The sequence below is a fragment of the Stieleria mannarensis genome (assembly GCF_014154935.1).
Taxonomy (GTDB): Bacteria; Planctomycetota; Planctomycetia; order Pirellulales; family Pirellulaceae; genus Stieleria; species Stieleria mannarensis.
The window spans coordinates 1-20,513 of the sequence record NZ_JACEHH010000050.1 but is presented as its reverse complement, the minus strand read 5'-3'; the positions used below and the strand labels follow the sequence as shown (position 1 = coordinate 20,513).

Below are 20,513 nucleotides of genomic sequence, written 5' to 3'. Positions count from 1 at the left end.
TATCGTGATTCGCATTGCGGCTACACTGTCGGCAATCAACATTCTTGCTCCGTCACGACAACGAGAGTCACTGACGTGAATCGAATCTTCATCGTCGCATTACTGGTGCTGACCACCTGCATCGCCCAGCGGGAATTCGTCCGGCGGGGACTCGCCCAGTCCCCATCGCAACCCTCCTTGACCGAACGGTTGCTGGCCGAAAGCAGCGACTCGCTGGCGGCCCAAGCACGCCAACGGGGTGATGGGGTCCGCGGGGCCATCTTGTTTTCCACGCAGTCGCTGGCGTGTACCAAGTGCCACGCCCAAGCCGCCGAGGACTTGCTCGGGCCGGACCTGAATCAAGCCTTGGCGAAATTGAAAGACAAGGAGATCGTCGAGGCGATCTTGCAGCCCTCCAAAGTGATCTCCAAAGGATTCGAATCGGTCAAGATCCTGACGCTGGGCGGTCGCGTCGTGACCGGAAGGATCGTTCGCCAGGATGACGAAACGATCGCGTTGCGCGAACTGTCCGACGCCAACCGATTGATCGAGATCGCGACCGACGACATCCAGCGGCTCGCCAAAGACACGGTTTCTGCGATGCCGACCAAGTTGGCCGACCAACTGGCCGACCGGCAACAGTTCCTGGATCTGGTGAAGTACCTGATGGACATCGCCCAAGCCGGCGCGATGCCGGAGATCGAGGGAACCACCAAGGTCGCAACGGAGACGCTGGAGCCGCGACTTTATGGCAGAGTCTTGTTGGACCGATTCGGTTGCGTTAATTGCCATCATGATGATGCTGAAGCAACGGCGGCCCAGAATCTGGTTCCCGCCAAACAAGCACCGCGGCTGACTTCCGCCGCGTCGCGGATCGATCCCGGTTACCTCCGTCGCTTCATCGCCGATCCGCAGCATGTCAAACCCGGAACCAGCATGCCCGAAATGATGGGGCATCTCTCCGACGACGATCGCGAGGCGGCGTCGACGGCGATCACCCGCTACCTGGTGTCGCTGGCTGCGGAACCGTTTCACCGCGACGATGTTGATGCGGAATCGGCGGCGCGCGGACGCGAACTGTTTCATTCGGTCGGATGCGTCGCTTGCCATTCACCACGCGACGATCAGGGGGCCGAAACGATGTCGGAAAGCTCGGTCACACTGGGCGATCTGAGCCAAAAGTATAGCGTCGCCGGACTGTCGACATTCCTCGAACACCCGCACTCGGTGCGACCCTCGGGACGAATGCCCGACATGAAACTGACACACTGGGAGGCGATCGATCTGGCCAACTACTTGGCCGGCGGCGCGGCGTCCCAGATCGAATCGTCGCCGATCCGGGCCGATCCCTCGTGGATCGAACAGGGCCGCAAGTGGTTCGCGAAACTCGGCTGCGCCGAATGTCACGTTGTCGACAACGCCGCGACATTGGACCAACATCGGGAGCTTGCCATGCACTTGCCCGCTCTGTCGCAACTGGACACCGACCGAGGATGTCTCTCGGATGGCTCCGGCAATTGGCCACGCTATGACTTGGACGACAGTGAACGTGATGCGATCCGAGCTGCACTTGCAGATGTCGGCACAACGTTGGACGACCGAGACCAGATCGTGTTGACGATGAAAACGTTTCGCTGTTACCGCTGCCACCGGCGCGATGATTTAGGAGGCGTGTCGGACCAGCGTGATTCGTTCTTTCACACCACCAATGAAAACCTGGGCCCCCAAGGACGCATCCCGCCGTCGTTGACCGGGGTTGGTGGGAAACTGCGTCCGAAATGGATGCGTGAGGTGTTGGTCGCGGGACGGTCCATTCGCCCTTACGTCAAAACCCGAATGCCCCAATACGGTGCCGACAACGTCGCTCACCTGGTCGAACTTTTTGCGTCGGTCGACCCCAAGCCGATGGTCGAAATCTCCGAGACGTCGGATCCCAAGGAGACGCGTAAAACCGGGCACCAACTGGTCGGTCGCGGCGGATTGAACTGCATCGCATGTCACACCTTCCAGCACAAACCGGCTCAAACCATGCCCGCGGTCGACCTGACGGAAATGGCCGAGCGGCTTCACAAGGAATGGTTCTTCCAATACATGGTCTCGCCGCAACTCATCAGCCCCGGGACGGTGATGCCATCGTTTTGGCCCGGTGGGAAGGCGATCCGAAAAGAGATCTTGGACGGGGATCCGAATCTTCAAGTCGGAGCGATCTGGGAATACCTGCGCGAAGGCCGGCAAGCCAGAACACCGCAGGGATTGCAATTGGAACCGATCGAATTGCTGGCCGATCAGGGCCGCGCGGTGATGCTCCGGCGAAGTTATCGCGACATCGGCAAACGCGGGATCGGAGTCGGGTATCCCGGCGGAGTCAACTTGGCCTTTGACGCCGAACAGATGCGGCTGGCGATGATTTGGAAGGGCAAGTTTGCCGATCCGGGTGGCGTCTGGCGCAGTCAGGGACACGGGACCGTGCGGCCGCTGGGAACCGACCTGATCCGTTTCTCCGCCGGGCCAGACCTGGACGATGCCCGACAGCCGTGGATCGTCGACGAGGGCCGTCCACCACATCACCGATTCACCGGTTATCACCTGGACGAGGTCGGCCGTCCCACGTGGACGTATCGATTCGGCGAGATCGAAATCGAAGACTACGCGATCGATGGGATTGACGCCGATCAACCGGTGTTGAAACGGACGGTCACGTTGAAGGCCGAACGCCGACGCGACAACCTGGTCTTTCGCGTCGCATCGGGCAAACGTATCCGAGCGATCGCCGAGCATTCCTTTCTGGTCGGGGATTCCCTGAAGGTTCGAATCGATCCGCAACACCAATCCCAGATCGTCGACGACGGATCGGATAAGCAATTGGTCGTGCCGCTATCACTCCCGCCCGGCCGCACCACGCTGGAGGTCGAGTACCGATGGTAAGGGAGTGGAGGGGACGGACGAAAACGATGAGATGCACCACCGATTCGATTCAGCCAATTTTCCTACCTGCAAAATCGTCCTACCTTTCCCACCCCGTCTGGTCGTCCTGTCAAGCCGGTGAGAATGAGGAGAGGGATGGCAGAATGATCCGGGGCAGAATGATGGAGAGGGCCTGTGCTCGAAGAGTTGTTTCCGCCCTCTGAAAACGAAAGTCTTGGCGACTTCCGCTACGAACAAATTCGTCAACCAGCAACATGTGGAACCTGAAGCCCAATGCGTCTGAACACCAATTTCCTCCTCGTCCTGACCTTCACCATTACGATGGCACCAGCCCTCCGCGCCCAAACCCTGGGCGAATACTGGGACACGGCCGAGGAGGAAGCGAAGTACTACAAGATCGTCGAAATCCCGATCCCCGAGGACGCCGCGATCGAAGCGGGCAGCTTTGAAGTCCTGCCCGACGATCGGCTGGCCATCGGCACCCGACGCGGCGACATCTTGTTGGTCGAGGGGGCGTTCGATCAATTCCCTCAACCGACGTACAAACGCTTTGCCAGTGGGCTGGACGAAGTCATGGGCATGTCCTTCAAAGACGGAGCGTTTTACATCACCCAGCAAACCGAAGTCACGAAGGTCACCGACGAAGACGGCGATGGGCTGGCGGACCACTTCCGAACGCTCAGCGATGCCTGGGGCTTTCGCAACTATCACGAATTTGCCTTCGGATCAAAGCTTGATCCCGAAGGCAACATCTGGGTCGCGCTGTGCCTGTCCAAATCCTATCAGTCCGATGAACCGTTTCGCGGTTGGTGCGTGAAGGTCACCCCGGATGGAAAAACGATCCCCGTTTGCAGCGGCATCCGCAGCCCCGGTGGGATCGGCCCCAACGAACATGGCGTGATGTTTTACGCCGAAAGCCAAGGACCGTGGAACGGATCCTGCAGCCTGAAAGTCCTTCAGCCAGGCGGCTTCATGGGGCATCCGGCAAGTTTCCGTTGGTACGACTTGGCAGAGAATCTGGACAAGCCAACCGTCCAGCCAAACACCCGGTCGCGGCTGTTGACCGAACGGAAACGCGTCAAGGAATTGGTGCCGTACGCCGTCGTGTTCCCTTACATCAAGATGGGACGATCGATCTCGGGCTTCATGGTGGATCGCACCGGCGGCAAATTTGGGCCGTTTGAAAACCAGATCTTTGTCGGCGACTTCAGCCTGAGCGTGGTGATGCGGGCGACGACCGAACAGATCAACGGGGTCTGGCAAGGTGCTTGTTATCCGTTCCGCGAAGGCTTGGCGACCGGGTTGCTGGCCTGTCAGTTCACACCCCGCGGCGATCTGATCGTCGGCGGAACCAATCGCGGTTGGCCGGTGCGGGGACCGCGCGAGTTCGCGATCCAGCGGCTGGACTGGACCGGAATCGTCCCCTTTGAAATCAAGCAGATCAACGCGCTGCCCGATGGTTTTCGAGTCACGTTCACCAAACCCGTCGATCCGACCATCGCATCGAAAAATGATTGCTATCGGCTGTCCACGTTTACCCACGTCTATCAACAAGGCTACGGCAGCCCCGAAGTCGATCAAACCACTCCGGTCGTCACCGAGGCGATCGTCGCCCAGGATGGCATGAGCGTCCGGCTGAAGATCGACGGCTTGGTCCAAGGGCACGTCCACGAATTCGACCTCGCCCCGATCCGTTCCGCCGAAGGTGGTAAGCTGGTCCACGTCAACGCGTACTACACGCTCAACGAAATCCCTTAAGCGGATTAAGTTGCTTCCATCATCATTCTGCCTTCCATCATTCTGCCTTCCATCATTCTGCCTTCCATCTCTCCCATCGTTTTGCCCCCATCGTTTTGCCCCATCGTTTTGCCCCCATCGTTTTGCCCCCATCGTTTTGCCCTGCACCTACCATTCACCCGACGCCTGAATGGAAATCCCAGAGAACCGGCCGACATGCACGCAAGCAAAACAAACGATCGCGGGCAAACCTGGACGCTGGGCCATCACGATCGGTTCGTCAGGTCCTGGCTGGCCCCTGCTGCGTCAGCTGCCTCGCATCAGCCCCCGATCGTCATGGGCGTGGTTCATGGCCTGGGCGATCACTCCGGGCGATTCGACGAGGCCGGACGCTGGTTGGCCGGTCGCGGCATCCACGTCTATGCCTACGACCAGTGTGGACATGGCAAGACTCCTGGTCGGCGGATGCGGATCCCGAGTTACGAAACGCTGTTGCAGGACATCGATTCCTTTTTGCTACGTCTGAGAGAACTGCATCCCGACGCCTCGGTCGGATTCTTGGGGGTCAGCATGGGCGGCAACCTTGTGTTGAACCATCAGCTGCGCGGTTACTCGCCGATGGATTGGGTGGTCGCAGCTTCGCCGATGTTGCGTGCGGTCAACCCGCCCGGACCGATCCAACTGACGCTGCTTCGGTTGCTATCGCACCTGGCGCCCGATCGTCTATTGGACAAACCGATCGATCCGGCCGATCTCACTCGCGATCCACAGAAACAGCGCGCGTTCCTGGACGACCCGCTCGTGCAACAGCAGATCAGCTTACGCCTGGGCCGTGACTTGATCGACTCAGGACAATGGTTGATCGAGCACGCGGGGGAACTTGCAACGCCGACCCTGATCCCGCACGGAGATGCCGACGTGATCACCTGCCACCGGGCGTCGATCGAATTCTCGGAAAACTCCCACGGCCGCGCCAGCGTTCAAATTTGGCCTGGCGGGGCGCACGACCTGCACCAAGATATCCAGCGTGAAGAATACCTGCAGAGTATTTTGGACTGGATCAACGCCACGTCGACGTAGCGACGCTCGATGCGAGCGTTTAGGATGCAGGGGAACCACCTTCTGGCGAAGGTAGCTACGTTGAAACCGCGATGCATCTTGTTTCTTGGATCAAGTGACGCTGTCCGGCGAGTGCTTTGCCAAAATCAAGCGGCTGAGTTACGGTGCATGCCGTTGGACGACTACGGTTTCCGCACGCGATTCGGTTGGGTGACCGATCGATTCGGTGTGTCCTGGCAGATTAATTTCGGCCCGCTGAAGTGAATGAGACGCGAAGGATCAGACACGCCCCCGCCCCGCCCGGTGTAGACACAGTGTCTGGTTTGGTCTAGGCTAGAGATTCATCGCCACGACCTGACCGGCTTTCGTGGCCCACGGTATCTAGCAGACGATCGGTGAGAGGACATGGTGATAATTCGCACCTTGGGAATGGTTCTGATGATCGGCGCCGCATGGGGCTCCATCGCTGCGGCGCAAGATCCGACGCCGCCGGCAAACGGTCCGGGCAACGAAACGACCGAACGCAGCGAGCGATTGTTTCAACGATTCGACCAGACCGCCAAGGAATTAGAATTTCAGTCGCAGGCTGGCGAGGTCTATCAGTGGCAACAGACACCGCTGTTTCGTTTCAGTTCCGAAGGCAACGTGTTTGGCAGCGTCTTCGTTTGGATGACGCCCAAGAAACACTTGGCGTTGATCGGGACCATCGGTTCGATTCCCATCAATCAGCGGGACTATGAATTTGTCGAACTGCATCTGCTTCAGCCGGCGCCCATCGTTCCGATGACCATCGGCAATGCGCCGCGGAAACGCTGGATGCCCGAGGTGGAGCAATTGGAATTGAAACCCGTGCCGTCGGCGCCATCGGTCGCGACCGACGGCGGGAAACGACTGGTACAGATGCGTGGGATCGCGCGACAATTCAAAGCGGAAATGATCCACAACGGCCAGACCAACCATCTGCGATTGTTGCCCCAGCCGCTATTCCGATACGACGATTCGACCGCGGAATTTGACGGTGCCCTGTTCGCGTTCGTTTGGGACAATGGGACCGATCCGGAATTATTGCTCCGGTTGGATGTCCAGCAACGCGACGGAAAAAGCGTGTGGATGTATCAAGCCGTCCGATTCACCTGGCGGCAACTGCGGCTGGATCACAAAGGAGAAACCGTTTGGCAAGCCGATGAATTCGTCCAGCGTGATACTGCCGAACAACGAACGCCATATTTGACGGGTCTCACAGGTGTGATTGCCGAGTAGTGCGATCACTCGCGCCGAGGCGTTGCGGCGACCAGGGCCAAGACTTCGTTCATGTTCATCGGCTTGGTCAGACAACCGTCCATGCCGGCGTCCAGGCAAGCGTCCTGCTCCTCTTTCATCGCGTTCCCGGAGAGCGCCATGATGGGCCATCGCGGCCAATCGTTGTCCTGCTCGCGTTTGCGTATTTGACGGGTCGCTTCCAGTCCGTCCAGCTCCGGCATCTGCACGTCCATCAGGATCAGATCAAACGCGTCGGCGTCCGTCAGTGCATCCAGCGCCGCTTGTCCGTTTTCCGCGATCGTGACTTCGTGTCCTTCTTGTTCCAGGATTGACCGCGCAACGGTTTGATTGACGATGCTGTCCTCGGCCACCAGGATGCGTCGCGGCTGGACTTGCTGCTGGGGTGTGGAGGCTTGGGGAGGACTCCAGTTGGTCAACGCGACCGCCAACGCACGAAACAGCGTTCCGCGTCTCAGCGGCTTTGGCAGGACGACTTCAAACAACTCCGCCTCCGCCGCGGAGTGGCCTTCTTCGCTGCCGATCGCCGATGAAGCAAGAATCAGCGCGATGCCCTTGCCGTCCCGCTGCTCGCGAATCCAGCGGGCCAATTGCCAGCCATCCGTCCCCGGCATCATGGCGTCGACAATCATCCCGTCGTGGTCGTGCAAACAATCCGGATCGCGTCGCACGCGTTGTTTGACATCATCTGCGCCGGTCGCCGCATCGACAATGATCCCGAAACCTTCCAGTAACCCCTTGGCCACGCGACGATTGATCGCATTGTCATCGACCAGCAACACACGTTTGCCGACCAGCAAATCCTTCGGCGGAGTGGATTGATGAATCGACGCCCCGACCTCGATCTTGTCCGTCGGTGGGAGTGGCAACCTGGCGGTAAACGTGGTCCCTTTGCCGACTTCGCTTTCCAGCGTCAATGTGCCCCCCATGCGTTCGACCAAACGCCGACAGATCACCAATCCCAAACCCGTCCCACCGTACTTGCGCGTCGTCCCCGAGTCGGCCTGGACAAAGGGCTGGAACAATCGCCGTTGAGCTTCTGGGGAGATTCCGATCCCAGTGTCTTTGACCTGCAAACGGATTTGTTCCGGTGATTCCGGGTCCGGTCGAGCCACGACGATGATCCGGCCGTTCTCGGTGAACTTGATCGCGTTGGTGACCAAATTCGTCAACACCTGACGGATCCGCGTCGGATCGCCGGACCGGACATCGGGCATCTTCAGATCGATGTCCAGCTCGATTTCCATGCCGCGCCCATGAGCTTTGGGGGACAGCAACTGAAGCGTCTCGCTGACCAGGTCGTGGAATGAAAACCCGATGTTCTCCAGTTCGACTTTCCCCGCATTGATCTTCGAAAAATCCAGGATGTCGTTGATGATCCGCAGCAGGGATTCACCGGAGGAAAGGATGATCGCCAGTTGTTCGGATTGTGTCGCAGAAAGCGGCCCATCGCCCAGCAACTGCGCCATCCCAAGGATGCCGTTCATCGGCGTGCGGATCTCGTGGCTCATCGCGGCCAGGAAATCCGATTTCGCTTCGTTGGCCGCTTCGGCGGCATCGCGAGCCTTTTCCAACTCGACCTGCTTTGCATTCAGTTCTTCGATCAGTTTTTCCTGGATCTCTTTTTCCCGTCGCAGCGTTGCGTGCAGGTCCACGACGGTCGGAAAGGCTTCGAGTGCTTGGTGGATGATTCGGCCACGAAGCAGAGTGTCGACACCAAACCACGGCTCGGGGTCGATCATCTCGGGGAATTGCCAAATGATTTCAAACTCTCCGTTCTCCCTTGCCCGTCCCACCATCGCTCGCTTGCGAACATGTCGGTTGCGGCGTAGCTCCATCACGCCACAGGGGCCGTTGACCAGGATGAAACTGTGATTTTCCAGGTCAGCCGGGTCGAAGCTTTCCATTTGTTCGACCATGGCTTTCCACAGGTACACTTGCGTGTAGGCGTTTGCCATCGGCGAAGACACCGGACACTCGTACCCCATGTGCTCGCGCATCCGCGGCAGAAAGTGCTGGTTGACCTCACTGACGCAGGTCGAAAAATAATCCCAGCAGGCATAGTGACCGACCGCTTCGGGGACGTCGGCCAGCTCGGTTTCGGAAAAGCTGAACGAGAGGACCGGCAATTCGTCCGGCCCCGCACCGCGCTGGGATAGCAACCGAAAAAAATCGGCGTTGGCCGAGCCATTGATCGTGTTGTAAATCACGTCGGGCCGGGCGGCCAGAATCTCTTCGATCGCCGGGGCAACGTTATAATCTTCCAGCGGCAGATAACATTCCTTCAAAACACGGCCCCCGCGTTTTTCCAGAATGCCGTGCATCAACGTGTTGGCGGTTCTCGGATAGACGTAGTCGGATCCTATAATCGCCGCGTTCCGCCAACCGCGATCCATCGCCCAATCGACGGCCGGTTCGACTTGTTGGTTCAGCGTGCTGCCGGTGTAGATCACGTTCTCGCTTTCTTCCAGTCCTTCGTATTGAAGCGGATAGAACAACAACCCGTTGTGTCGCGACAGAACCGGCAGCAGTGCTTTTCGAGAAGCGGACGTCCAACACCCAAAGATCACTCGGATTTGATCGTCTTGGAGGAATCGCTTGCCTTGCTCGGCAAACGTTTCGGCATCCGAGGCGCCGTCACGGACCCGAGCGACGATCTTGCGACCCAGGATGCCGCCGGAGGAGTTGATTTCGTCGATCGCCAACTTGGTCGCTTCGGCGACAAGTGTTTCTCCGCCCGCAAGGACACCGCTAAGCGAATGGAGAATCCCGACGGAATACGGTGCGGCTGAATCGGGAGCGACCACGGCAAGCTCTTTGCATGACGACTTTTCTATCCCGATTGCTATTCTAATCGATCGGCGAGCCAACATGTTGTCGTCACATCTGCCAACGTTTCCGTCTCGCTGAGACGACGTCGCAATGGGAGCAATAGGACGGATGCGTCCCATAAGTCCTATGTGCCCTCTTAGTCCTATTGCCCCATGTTTGCCCCAGCAAGCAACAGATTCTTATCCCTGTGACACTTGAGTTTCATCGTGGCGTTTGAATTTGCCCTCGGTGAGTTTCCTTCGATAGTCACTGAGCGATCCGACGGCGAGATACCCCAGCGCCAGCACGATGGGGATATTGGACCACAGCATGGCGCCGGTTCCGAGATCCATCAGCCTCACCATTTCGTCGGCGTTCTCAATCCAATTGGCGGCGTAGACCGCACCGGCCAAGAAAACGAATTTGAAGGGCAGCACACTTTTCCGGCCCAACAGATAGATCATCCCTTGTTCGCCGTAGTAGCTCCAAGAAATCATCGATGAAATTGCGAACAGCCACGCGGCGAGCGGTACCAGCCAGCCGCCGAGCCCCGGGAATTCGCGGTCGAACGCAAATGCGGTCAGCTCGGCACCGGCATAGTCGCGATAAACGGCGGCCGACACGATTGTGATCTCATCGACCTCGCCATCCCAGTCGCGCGGATCGACGGCGATGGGTTCCCATCGGATGGAAGGTTCTTGGCTGTCGGTGATCTCGCCAAAAACCTTCACGCGCGAGCTTCCTGTTTCGCGCTGGATCGCATTGCCCGAATCGCCGACCACGAAGAAAGTGTCGCCGACCGCCCACGTCCCCGATTCGTCCGTCGGCAGATCCGCCGGATCCGCAGCCGAAACAACCGAAAACGTGACCACCGTGTCGTCGCCGCTTTGAACGGCCTTTTCGATAGTAAGCGGTTTCGCGCACTCGCCGATCGGTTCACGATTCCACGTGCCCGTGCATAAGATGACCAAACCTGTCAACGTGCAAATGCAAAGCGTATCAATGAACGGTCCGAGCCCGCCGACAATTCCTTCACGAGCCGCTTCGCTGGTCTTTGCGGCCGCGTGGGCGATCGGCGCAGACCCCAGTCCCGCCTCATTAGAGAAAAAGGCTCGCTTCATCCCTTGGATGAATCCCCAACCGGCCGTGCCGCCGACGAATGCCCCGACCGCCTCGGTCGGCTGGAACGCGGACCGGACGACGATCATCAGAAGTGACGGGACCTCCGCGACGTGAATCGCCAAGACGAAGAATGCAGAAACCAAGTAGATCAGACACATCACAGGGACCAGCGTCCCAGCGACGCTCCCGATCCGTTTGATGCCGCCGATGATGACCAGCCCCACGATCAGGGCCATCGCAATGCCGGCAAAAAGTTTCGGGACGCCAAAGTGTCGCTCTGTCAATTCGGCAACGCTCCAAGCCTGGAACATGTTTCCGTTGGTGAACGTGGCGATGACAAGGGTGATGCAAAAGAACACCCCGCACGCTCGGCCAATGATTTTCCAGATTCCCCCTTTGCTGCCCAGCACTTGCTCGACGACCCACATCGCGCCGCCAGACGGGTTTTCCGGATCGTCGGTCTTTCGATACAGCATCGCGAGTGTGATTTCGACGGATTTTAACGCCATCCCCAACACACCAACGACCCACATCCAAAAGAGTGCGCCGGGGCCGCCTGTGCCCACCGCAAGCGCCACGCCTCCGATATTTCCCAAGCCGACCGTCGCCGAGAGTGCTGCCGAAAGCGCTTGGAAGTGATTGATCGCCCCCGGGTCACTCGGGTTGTCATAGCGACCGCGAATCACATCAACTCCGTGCGTCACCACGGTCCACTGGATGAAACGCGTCCAGACGGTGAACAGAACGCCCGCAGCGAGCAACGCATACGGGGTCCAAGGCCCCCAAAGGATCTCGTTGACCGGATCAAGAAAATCGAACGAACTCAACAGCAGGCTGTCCGTCATAACTTCATCCCTTCGTTCCCCTGTCCAACAACCCCTTCCTCACAGCAATCCGCTGACCAGACAATTGACGATTTGTTGATTGAATCGTTTTCGATTGGTTCGCGATCGAGATAGCTTACACGAATCGACAAAGCATCATGAAAACGCTGGTAGGAAGATTTTTTCGGTAAGCAAATGAAGAAGGAATCCGAGTCGACGCAGAAGTCGTTTTCTTACCTCCAAAATCTTCTCGCCACTTTCGCATGCCCCACCTGCCGATCTTGTCGTTGGCGTCAATTCAAAGTCAATTGGTGCTGTCAAGTGAATCTGCACGAGGCGAAATACCAACTCTTCTAAACAGCAAACAAATCCGGTTCTTCCAGGAATTTAGTGACATCCATCCAGGGTAGGGATTTTTTGAGGCATTTGCTCCTGCGTCCAATGAGCAAAAAGGCAAGTCCACGGCGGAGGTATTCCGCCACGGGCTTGCTGCACCACCTGCGCGCTATCGACCGAGATATCCCTTCCCAGGCCCGCGTCCCCGCAGAGCCTGAGTCCGTTTTTCCCGGCACCTTGAAGCCTACCGAGTACCAACGAACGTTGCAAACAATCATTGGACGCAGGAGCAAATGCCTCCGAAAATCCACCACCATGAGTTCGGCCCAGGCGAGCTACACGGTCACGAGTTTGCCACTCAATGCCGCGAAGAACCCAACAATGTTGACCTGGATGCGTGCCAACGTCATCAAATGAGTGTTGTGCGAATTCCGGCCTACTCCCCCTACGCCGTTGCCGAGCACTCCGTCGCCTTGATGCTGATGCTGAATCGGAAGTTGCATCAGGCGTATGTGCGAAACCGCGCGGGCTACTTTTTGCTGGACGGCTTGACTGGATTTGATATGCGAGGAAAGGTCGTCGGCGTCGTGGGCACGGGCATGATCGAAAAATGCCTGACTGAAATTCTGCTCGGTTTCGGTTGCCAAGTCATCGCCTATGATAAATCCCCAGATTCAGATCTACTGAACCGGCCGGGCGTCACCTACGAAGACATCGATGACCTACTTGCTGAGTCCGATATCATTTCATTGCACGTTCCACTGGTGTCCGGTACCCGTTACCTGATCGATGATGAGGCGATTGCCAAGATGAAGTCAGGGGCAATGCTGATCAACACAAGCAGGGGGGGACTGGTCGATTCAAAGGCTCTGATACGAGGCCTGAAGAGCGGAAAGATCGGCTCGGCAGGCCTTGACGTCTATGAAGAAGAGGCCGGAATCTTCTTTCACGATCGATCGACTGAGGTTTTGACCGATGACGTCCTCGCTCGTTTGATGACCTTCAACAACGTTGTGATCACATCGGCGAGCATCAAAGGGGTCAGGCCCAATACTGTTCGGCACATTTGATGCTCAAGGGTGTACGGACGTGCGATTTCAGGGGTCGGATGCTCAGAGACGGTCTGTCGACAGCAGTTTTCGAGGTGGGTTCGGCTCGCGCTGTTAGTGTCCGCGCAGCAGGCTATCCTGCAGCGTGTCTCGTTTTCTAACGCGCGCAGTAATCCTAGGCGTCTGTCGTTTTCAGCTTTTTGACGTGAGCCTCAAGCTCTTCAAGAGAAGCCCAGCCCATCAGGTAGAAGCAGACCATCTCGTACGTCCGCTTGGTCGGTTGCCCCCGGTGTAGCTCAAGATCAAAAGACAAGCGATGATCGCCAAGTACATTTGAATCTCGACGCCGTTGGGTTTGGTGCTTAGCAAATGCCGGCACCCTAAGAGCTGTTTCATCATTCTGAAAAATAGCTCGATGAGCCACCTGAGGCGGTATGCCTCTGCGATGAGTTCGGCTGGAACGTGCATGACGTTTGTTACCAGTCTGGGTCAAAAATCGTGACCGATTCCGATAGTGACCCGAGTGATGCCCTGCCGACACCGAATTTTCGTTGAACGGCCTCCAGTTCGCTTGCCTGCTGTAGCCCGCGCAGTGAAGTCAGGATTGGATTGAACAGCCACATCAGCACCAGCAATCCGTACTGGTCCATCGCCAGGTCACGGTGCTTTGCATTGTCTCTGGCGGTGCCGACGCTTTGGAGCGTCTCGAGAAACGGGCGGACCTTCTTAAAGAACTTCAAGCCACCCAGATCGCTGGCGTCGATAGAAAAGTCGTCCCGCTCCGGTCCCCGCTCTTGATCAGCAGGTTCAGCAGGTTCAGCAGGTTCAGCAGTGATCGGTTTTCGTCGTTTGGGCGGCTTACTTGGCACCGAACAGACTCGCGCGTGCCAACTTGGCGGAACGTCCACCGTGAAAGTTGGTGGCGCAAATTGCCTGCCAAAATTCGCTAAAATCGCTGCGCAAATCTTGTGCCGAACAATATTGGGCCTGCCCCCTTTGTTACCGGTCGCTGCGGAGCAGCGACGGGGAATCGCCTAAAGGCTAAACACCAACGACAATTCCGTCGGCTTTGACGTAGGGAGTGCTACTGGGGTGAGGTGTCCATCGGCAGGGTGCGCTCGCCGAGTGCGTTGTCGAAATCCAAGATGGCTGCGGGGTCGTCGGCGATCATCTTGATCCGTGCCAGATTCGTTCGGGCCGTTTTCTCTTCTTCCACTTGCTCGGTCACGAACCATTGCAGTTCGACCAGTGAGGCGAACGCTTTTTGTTCCATCGCCATGTGGAACAGCTCGTCGATGCGTTTGGTGTTCTCCTGTTCCTGATGCAACGCACACTCGAAGATTTCGACGATCGAAGCGAACGTTTCACGCGGGGCTTCCAGCGGCGACAGTTTGACTTCGACGTCGCGATCCAACAGGAATTCGTAGATCTTCATCGCGTGAGTGTACTCTTCTTGAGCCTGCGCCCGAAGCCAGCCTGCACAGCCGGAAAGCTGCTCGCGCGAACACCAGGCACTCATCGCCAAGTAGGAATACCAGGAGGCAAATTCCGAGGCGATTTGTCCGTTCAAAGCGTCGTTGATTTGTTGGTTTGACATGGGAGGCCTTTCGTCTGGAGGAGAGAATCGCAGTCGCCAAGCCTCGGTTTTCGCAGCGCCGACCGGTTCTGTCGAGGCCCGGTTTACGACAGAACCATTGCCGATCGCTGGGCGGAACGCCCCGGCGATGCTACAGCGACGGCGGCTGCCAGACGGGGATTCCCTTCTCAGCCATTTGCTTCTCGTAACGCACTTCTTGGGGCTGGCGTTCGGCGTAGGGGGCGTCTTCGTTGACCATCAGCGGCAGCGTGTCGGCCCACCACTGGTCATAGGCTTTCCGCAACTCTGCGATCACGTCGGGGTGATCGGCGGCGACGTCGAGCGCTTCGTAGGGATCGGCCGAGATGTCGTAGAGTTCTTTGTTGTTGACAAAACGCCAGCGTTGCGTGCGGACGGCACAGTCGGCGAACTTGCTGCCGTTCGGGTCGTCGCCTTTCTCCCAGCGGCCTTTGTGGACGAACAACTCGCGGTCTTCCCAAGTTGCTTGCGGATCCTCCAACAACGGAATCAATGACCGTCCGTCGATCGCTTGAACGTCACCCGGGATCGTGACACCGGCCAGCGCACAGAACGTCTTGTACAAATCGATGTGGGCGGTCAACGCGGGAATGTCGACACCTTCGCCCAGTTTCCCTTTCCAACGCCAGAACGCCGGCACGTGGGTTCCGCCTTCGTACGGCGAGCCCTTTCCGGTTTTGAACCCGGCAGTGAATACTTTTTCGGTCTTGCCGTTCTTTTTTGCCGAGCGTCCGGCCTGGCCGTTGTCGGTCATGAAAATCACCAACGTGTCCTCCCACAACCCCCACTCGTCCAGCTTGTCCATCAGGATGCCGAAGTTGTCGTCGATGTTTTCGATCATCCCATAGCGGCCTTGCAAGTTTCCGTCCCAACCCATTTCCCGGAAGCGTTTCTTGTACTTTTCCGGTGCGATCATCGGGCCGTGCGGCGCGTTGGTGGTGATGTAGGCAAAAAACGGCGTGTCGGATTCATGTTGCTGTTTGATGAAACCGAGAGCGGCTTGGAAGAATACGTCGGTGCAAAATCCTTTGGTTTGAACAATCGTGTCGTTGTGCAAGATCACGTTGTCAAAGTATCTGCCGTCGCGGGCCCGGTTGGGCGGAAAGTCGGCACAGCTGCCGCGATAGGCTTGACCGATCCCGCCGGCACCGTGGATAAACACTTCGCTGAAGCCGCGGTTGTAAGGCTGGTAGGCGTCTTCATCACCGAGGTGCCATTTGCCAAAGATGCCCGTCGCGTAGCCCGATGCGTGCAACAGTTGCGGAAACGTCGTCGTGGACAACGCCATCCGCTCGCGTTCCTTGATCGTGTGCGTCACGCCGTTTCGAAATTCATGACGGCCGCTGAAAATTGCCGACCGCGTCGGGGCACAGGTCGGGCTGACGTGGAAATCCGTGAACCGCGTCGAGATCGAATGGAACCGATCCAGGTTGGGCGTCCGCAAAAGCTGGTTGCCCATGCACGAGAGGTCTCCCATCCCCTGGTCGTCGGTCATCACCAGGATGATGTTCGGCCGCGAACCGGTCAGCGATTCCGCGGGCAATGATTCCGCGGACAACCGGGACGCAAGGGGGCAAAGGACCAGTACACTAAGGACGGCCAAGGCCATACGAAACTTCATTGCTCGAATCTTGGGCAGCGAGAAGGAAACGGTCAGAAGAAACGCATTGTAGCCACGGACGCCCCGGCAGGGTGGACCAGTGGGATAGGCTTCCAGCCTGTCATGGCCGCAACGACAGGCTGGAAGCCTGTCTCACAGGGGGGAGAATCGACAGGCTGGAAGCCTATCCCACAGGGGGGGAATCGACAGGCTGGAAGCCTATCCCACACTTTGCAGACTACTTGCCCCAGTACGTGCGGATGTTCCGCTCGCCCGCGGCGAGTTCCTGCTGTCGCCGTTTGAGGTACTGGTGTGAAATCTCGCGTGCTTTGGCGCGGTCGGCTTCATCGTAGTCCCAAAACTCTTGCACGATGGTCTCGCAAGCCGGGTAATGGGAGCCGTCATCACCGACGCGCTGGCGCAGTTCAGCCAGTTGCGATTTGAGCTTCCCGGCCAATTCGGCGTGTTGGGGATCGTCGTACAGGTTGCGTGTTTCCTGGGGATCGTTGACCAGATCATACAGCTCCCAGCCGGCCGGGGTCTGGTACCCGCCGTCGTAGTTGCATCCGTAGTAGTAGATCAACTTGTGCGTCTTGGTGCGGATCCCCATGTGGCCGGGATTGTCGTGGTGCGCCATGTGCATCCAATAGCGATAATAGGCGGCTTGCTTCCAGTCCTCGGGCTCTTGGCCGGATTCCAACAAGGATTTGAACGAGCGGCCTTGGATGGTCGAGGGGATCTCGGCACCGGCGAAGTCCAGCATGGTGGGCCCGTAGTCGACGTTTTCGATGATCGTGTCAAAACGCTGTCCGGCGGGCACCGTCTTGGGGTAACGCACCAGGAACGGCATCCGCTGGGATTCCTCGTACATCCAACGCTTATCCTGGTAGTCGTGTTCGCCCAACATGAATCCTTGATCGCCGGTGTAGATGATCACGGTGTTGTCCATTTGCCCGGTCTTTTCCAGGTGGTCGAACAGACGCCCCAGGTTGTCATCGATGCCTTTGACACAGCGGAGGAATTTTTTCAGGTAGGCGTTGTAGGCCAGGCGAGTGTTTTGTTCGTTGCTGTAATCGGCCGGGTCATAGTCTTTGGGAAACTCGTTGGGATAAAGCGAAGGCAGATCGCCCAGGTAAGAGCGCCGTGGGTTGCGACCACCGATCGACGTTCCGATATGGGGCACCAATTCGTCGTCGGCACCGCGGGTCGCCAGTGACCCGAATTCCGGGCCACGATCCCACAGCGTTTCGGGCTCGGGGATCTGGACATCGGCCAAATACGACTCATACCGAGCCGCGTTGTCGAAGTAATCGTGGGGGGCCTTGTAATGATGCATCAAGAAGAACGGTTTGTCCTTGTCGCTGCGCTGGGTCAACCACTCGAGTGACAGGTCGGTGATCGCGTCGGTGACGTGTTTCCCTTTGAAGCTGATCAGGTTCTTGCCCCACGGTTTGTCGCCGCGGACGCGAAAATCCGGGTCGTGGTATTTGCCTTGGCCGGGCAAGACACAGTAGTGGTCAAAATCCGCCGGTTCGTCTTTCAAGTGCCACTTACCGATCATCGCGGTTTCGTAGCCGGCCTTGCGCATCTGGATCGCCAGCATCTGCTTGCCCGGCCCGACTCGGCCAGAAAGATCGAAGGAACCGTTGATGTGGTTGTACTGTCCGGTCAGCACACAGGCTCGCGAGGGCGAACAGATCGAGTTGGTGCAAAACGCATTGGTAAACAATGCACCTTCGCTGGCCAAGCGATCGATGTTGGGTGTCGGTGCGACCTGTGCCAAACGACCACCGTACGCGGAGATCGCGTGGGCGGCGTGGTCATCTGACATGATGTACAAGATGTTGGGCTGCTCAGTGCGTGCAGGCTCGGCGGCAACACCAGCACGCAACATCAATCCGGTGGAGAGAAGCAGTAGAACGCAGGATGCGACGCGGGATCGGGTCATCGTCAATTCAAAAATCGGGAGTGATCGAGTGGATGTCAATCGAGTGTTTCGAGTGGCACGGCAGTATAATGCGACCGCTGCGATGGATCACCGATCGGGAACGATTTCCGGTGAATGTCTGCCACTTCGTTTTCCGATCCATGCCAACACGCGACTGAATAGAAACAATCGATCAATCAGGGCCCCCCTCTGCCCCGAAACTCTGGCGAGCCCCAGCGAGCGTGAGTTGCGGGGGCAGAAGGCCGGGAGTGGCCCGATGAAAACGGCGTGGCGTCTGAAACTGGTGAACCGGCAATGATTGAAAATTGCAATATGAACATTGCAAATTGCAAAATGCTCTGAGCGACAATTCCCGGCAAATCTAAATTTTGCAAAGAACAATTTGCAATTTGCAATCGAGAGGGCCAGCAGAGTTCGCCTTCGCTATCATCATGGGACGCCCTGTTTCAGTTTCGCTCAAGCGCATTCGCTATTGCCTGCAACTCTCACGATACCCTGCCGATGAAACCGACCTGCCTAATCATCCTGCTCCTTGCGATTCCATTCACGCCGCCGATTCTTGCCCAGGAATTGAGCCAGGCGGTCAACGACGACTATGAATCGCACCTGGCGGATCTGTTCGATCACTTTCACCGCAATCCCGAACTGTCATTGGTCGAGTACAAGACGGCGGCGCGGATGGCCCGAGAGATGCGGGCGGTCGGGTTTGATGTCACCGAGGGCGTCGGCGGCACCGGCGTGGTCGCTTTGCTGAACAACGGTGACGGCCCGACGGTGATGATGCGGGCCGACATGGACGGTTTGCCGGTCGAGGAGAAATCGGGGCTGGCCAACGCATCCGAAGCGACGCAGCGGAGTCCGATCACGGGTGAGTTGGTGCCGGTGATGCACGCCTGTGGTCACGACGTGCATTTGACCAGTCTGGTCGGAACGGCTCGCTACATGTCGCGCAACCGCGACGTTTGGAAAGGCACGCTGATGTTGATCATGCAGCCGGCCGAAGAACGCGTGCTGGGGGCTCGGGCGATGAAACAAGACCGGTTGTGGGAACGGTTCGGCGTGCCCGATGTCGCACTCGCGTTTCATGTCACCTCACGCGACCGATCCGGATTGATCAATGTTTCCGAAGGCAGCCCCTATGCCGGGGCCGACACCGTCGACATCATCGTTCACGGCGTGGGGGCTCACGGCGCAAGCCCGCATCGGGGGAAGGACCCGATCGTGCTGGGCAGCCAAATCGTCGTCGCCTTGCAGACACTGGTTTCCCGCGAGATCGCACCACGGGTTCCCGGCGTGGTGACCGTCGGATCGTTTCACGCCGGAACCAAGCACAACATCATCTCGGACAAGGCGCATTTGCAATTGACGGTCCGCAGCACGAGCGAGGAAACGCGCAAGACGTTGCTGGATGGCATCCGCAGGATCGCAACCAACATGGGACGCGTCGCGGGTCTGCCCGACGATAAACTGCCCGAAGTCATCGTGTCCGAAGAGAGCGTGCCGCCGACGAGCAACACACCCGAGCTGGCGCGGCGGTTGCGAGCGGCTTGGCAGAAACACCTGGGCACCGATCAGGTCATCGACGAGCCCTCCAAGGGCATGGGAGCCGAGGACTTTCCGATCTTCACCGTCAATCCGACGATCCCATCGGTCTACTGGTCGGTCGGGGGCACGCCGCAAGCCGACTTTGACGCCGAAGCACGCGGCGGTGCTCCCGTGCCGAGTCATCATTCGCCCCTGTTCAAGATCGAAGCCCGACCGGCGGTGACTCGTGGCGTCGAGTCCACCGTGGTGGCGTTGATGACACTGATGGGGACCGATGACGCGTTATGAATTAGGGCGGCCTACTCCATCTCCCCGTCGCTGATCACGGCGTCGTCGACGCTGCGGGCGATCGTGATGGCGTCCCGGATGGACTGTTTCAAGTACTTCGTCTTGTCATTGTCATCAACAAGTCCGCTGCACAGATACGCGGCATAGATTTGCGCTGCCGCTTGCACAATCACACTCTCGCTGTGCTGCAACGTTAGGTGCTTCTTCGCCATGGTTTCCTGTTCCTGTGAATAAGATTCTGTTCGTCGAAATCGCAATAAATGAAAACGGCCATCGGCGGGTTTGCACGTCGATGGCCGCGTCAGTTTAGCACAGGAGGGATGGCGGGATATTGACGGTCTTACGTAGCTACCTTCGCCAGAAGGTGGATCTCGTGTCACATCCACGCTCTGACGAG

15 protein-coding genes and 1 pseudogene are annotated in these 20,513 nt (G+C 58.1%); 7 read left to right on the top strand and 9 right to left on the bottom strand.

All coding sequences use genetic code 11. The features are described 5' to 3' along the window. Positions 1-75: 75 nt before the first annotated feature. The 5 genes from H1B37_RS26160 to H1B37_RS26140 all read left to right on the top strand — a co-directional run bounded on the left by H1B37_RS26160 (position 76) and on the right by H1B37_RS26140 (position 6,960). Positions 76-2,904, top strand: coding sequence for a c-type cytochrome (locus H1B37_RS26160; RefSeq protein WP_182870230.1), 2,829 nt, complete (start codon positions 76-78; stop codon positions 2,902-2,904). Positions 2,905-3,177: 273 nt separating this feature from the next. Continuing rightward, the gene (locus H1B37_RS26155) at positions 3,178-4,662 is read left to right on the top strand and encodes a DUF7133 domain-containing protein (RefSeq protein WP_182870229.1); all 1,485 of its coding nucleotides are present in this window, start codon (positions 3,178-3,180) and stop codon (positions 4,660-4,662) included. Positions 4,663-4,857: 195 nt separating this feature from the next. After that, positions 4,858-5,721 carry an alpha/beta hydrolase gene (locus H1B37_RS26150; RefSeq protein WP_182870228.1) on the top strand — a complete coding sequence of 288 codons (864 nt, stop codon included), beginning with the start codon at positions 4,858-4,860 and terminating at the stop codon, positions 5,719-5,721. A gap of 9 nt (positions 5,722-5,730) precedes the next feature. Then, a complete protein-coding gene (locus H1B37_RS34565) occupies positions 5,731-5,964 on the top strand; it encodes a VOC family protein (protein WP_353620920.1) in 234 nt (77 codons plus the stop codon). A 141-nt stretch (positions 5,965-6,105) separates the two neighbouring features. Continuing rightward, positions 6,106-6,960 (top strand): hypothetical protein, encoded by an 855-nt coding sequence (locus tag H1B37_RS26140; protein ID WP_182870227.1) that lies wholly within the window; start codon positions 6,106-6,108, stop codon positions 6,958-6,960. A gap of 5 nt (positions 6,961-6,965) precedes the next feature. Here the strand turns inward: H1B37_RS26140 and H1B37_RS26135 are convergent, their stop codons facing one another. Next, the gene (locus H1B37_RS26135) at positions 6,966-9,785 is read right to left on the bottom strand and encodes a transporter substrate-binding protein (RefSeq protein WP_182870226.1); all 2,820 of its coding nucleotides are present in this window, start codon (positions 9,783-9,785) and stop codon (positions 6,966-6,968) included. Positions 9,786-9,989: 204 nt separating this feature from the next. Beyond that, a complete protein-coding gene (locus H1B37_RS26130; protein WP_182870225.1) occupies positions 9,990-11,756 on the bottom strand; it encodes an alanine/glycine:cation symporter family protein in 1,767 nt (588 codons plus the stop codon). A gap of 608 nt (positions 11,757-12,364) precedes the next feature. On the opposite strand from H1B37_RS26130, the gene H1B37_RS26125 reads away from it, so the two are divergent. Then, positions 12,365-13,141: an NAD(P)-dependent oxidoreductase gene (locus H1B37_RS26125; RefSeq protein WP_182870224.1), complete on the top strand. Its 777-nt coding sequence runs from the start codon at positions 12,365-12,367 to the stop codon at positions 13,139-13,141. A gap of 154 nt (positions 13,142-13,295) precedes the next feature. On the opposite strand, the gene H1B37_RS34105 is transcribed toward H1B37_RS26125, so the two are convergent. The 6 genes and pseudogenes from H1B37_RS34105 to H1B37_RS26100 all read right to left on the bottom strand — a co-directional run bounded on the left by H1B37_RS34105 (position 13,296) and on the right by H1B37_RS26100 (position 18,229). Beyond that, positions 13,296-13,433: a hypothetical protein gene (locus H1B37_RS34105; RefSeq protein ID WP_286178201.1), complete on the bottom strand. Its 138-nt coding sequence runs from the start codon at positions 13,431-13,433 to the stop codon at positions 13,296-13,298. A gap of 53 nt (positions 13,434-13,486) precedes the next feature. Then, positions 13,487-13,588: pseudogene (locus H1B37_RS34560) on the bottom strand (transposase); the annotation flags it as partial. 8 nt (positions 13,589-13,596) lie between these two features. Next, a complete protein-coding gene (locus tag H1B37_RS26115; RefSeq protein WP_182870222.1) occupies positions 13,597-13,989 on the bottom strand; it encodes a hypothetical protein in 393 nt (130 codons plus the stop codon). 215 nt (positions 13,990-14,204) lie between these two features. Continuing rightward, positions 14,205-14,717 (bottom strand): ferritin, encoded by a 513-nt coding sequence (locus H1B37_RS26110; RefSeq protein WP_182870221.1) that lies wholly within the window; start codon positions 14,715-14,717, stop codon positions 14,205-14,207. Positions 14,718-14,847: 130 nt separating this feature from the next. Then, positions 14,848-16,356 carry an arylsulfatase gene (locus H1B37_RS26105; RefSeq protein ID WP_182870220.1) on the bottom strand — a complete coding sequence of 503 codons (1,509 nt, stop codon included), beginning with the start codon at positions 16,354-16,356 and terminating at the stop codon, positions 14,848-14,850. A gap of 217 nt (positions 16,357-16,573) precedes the next feature. Next, on the bottom strand, positions 16,574-18,229 hold the full coding sequence (locus H1B37_RS26100) for a sulfatase family protein (RefSeq protein WP_436298887.1): 1,656 nt from the start codon (positions 18,227-18,229) through the stop codon (positions 16,574-16,576). Between the two features lie 555 nt (positions 18,230-18,784). On the opposite strand from H1B37_RS26100, the gene H1B37_RS26095 reads away from it, so the two are divergent. After that, positions 18,785-20,116 (top strand): amidohydrolase, encoded by a 1,332-nt coding sequence (locus tag H1B37_RS26095; protein ID WP_182870218.1) that lies wholly within the window; start codon positions 18,785-18,787, stop codon positions 20,114-20,116. An 11-nt stretch (positions 20,117-20,127) separates the two neighbouring features. Here the strand turns inward: H1B37_RS26095 and H1B37_RS26090 are convergent, their stop codons facing one another. Continuing rightward, entirely contained in the window at positions 20,128-20,328 is a 201-nt protein-coding gene (locus H1B37_RS26090; RefSeq protein WP_182870217.1) for a hypothetical protein, read from the bottom strand. Positions 20,329-20,513: the final 185 nt, after the last annotated feature.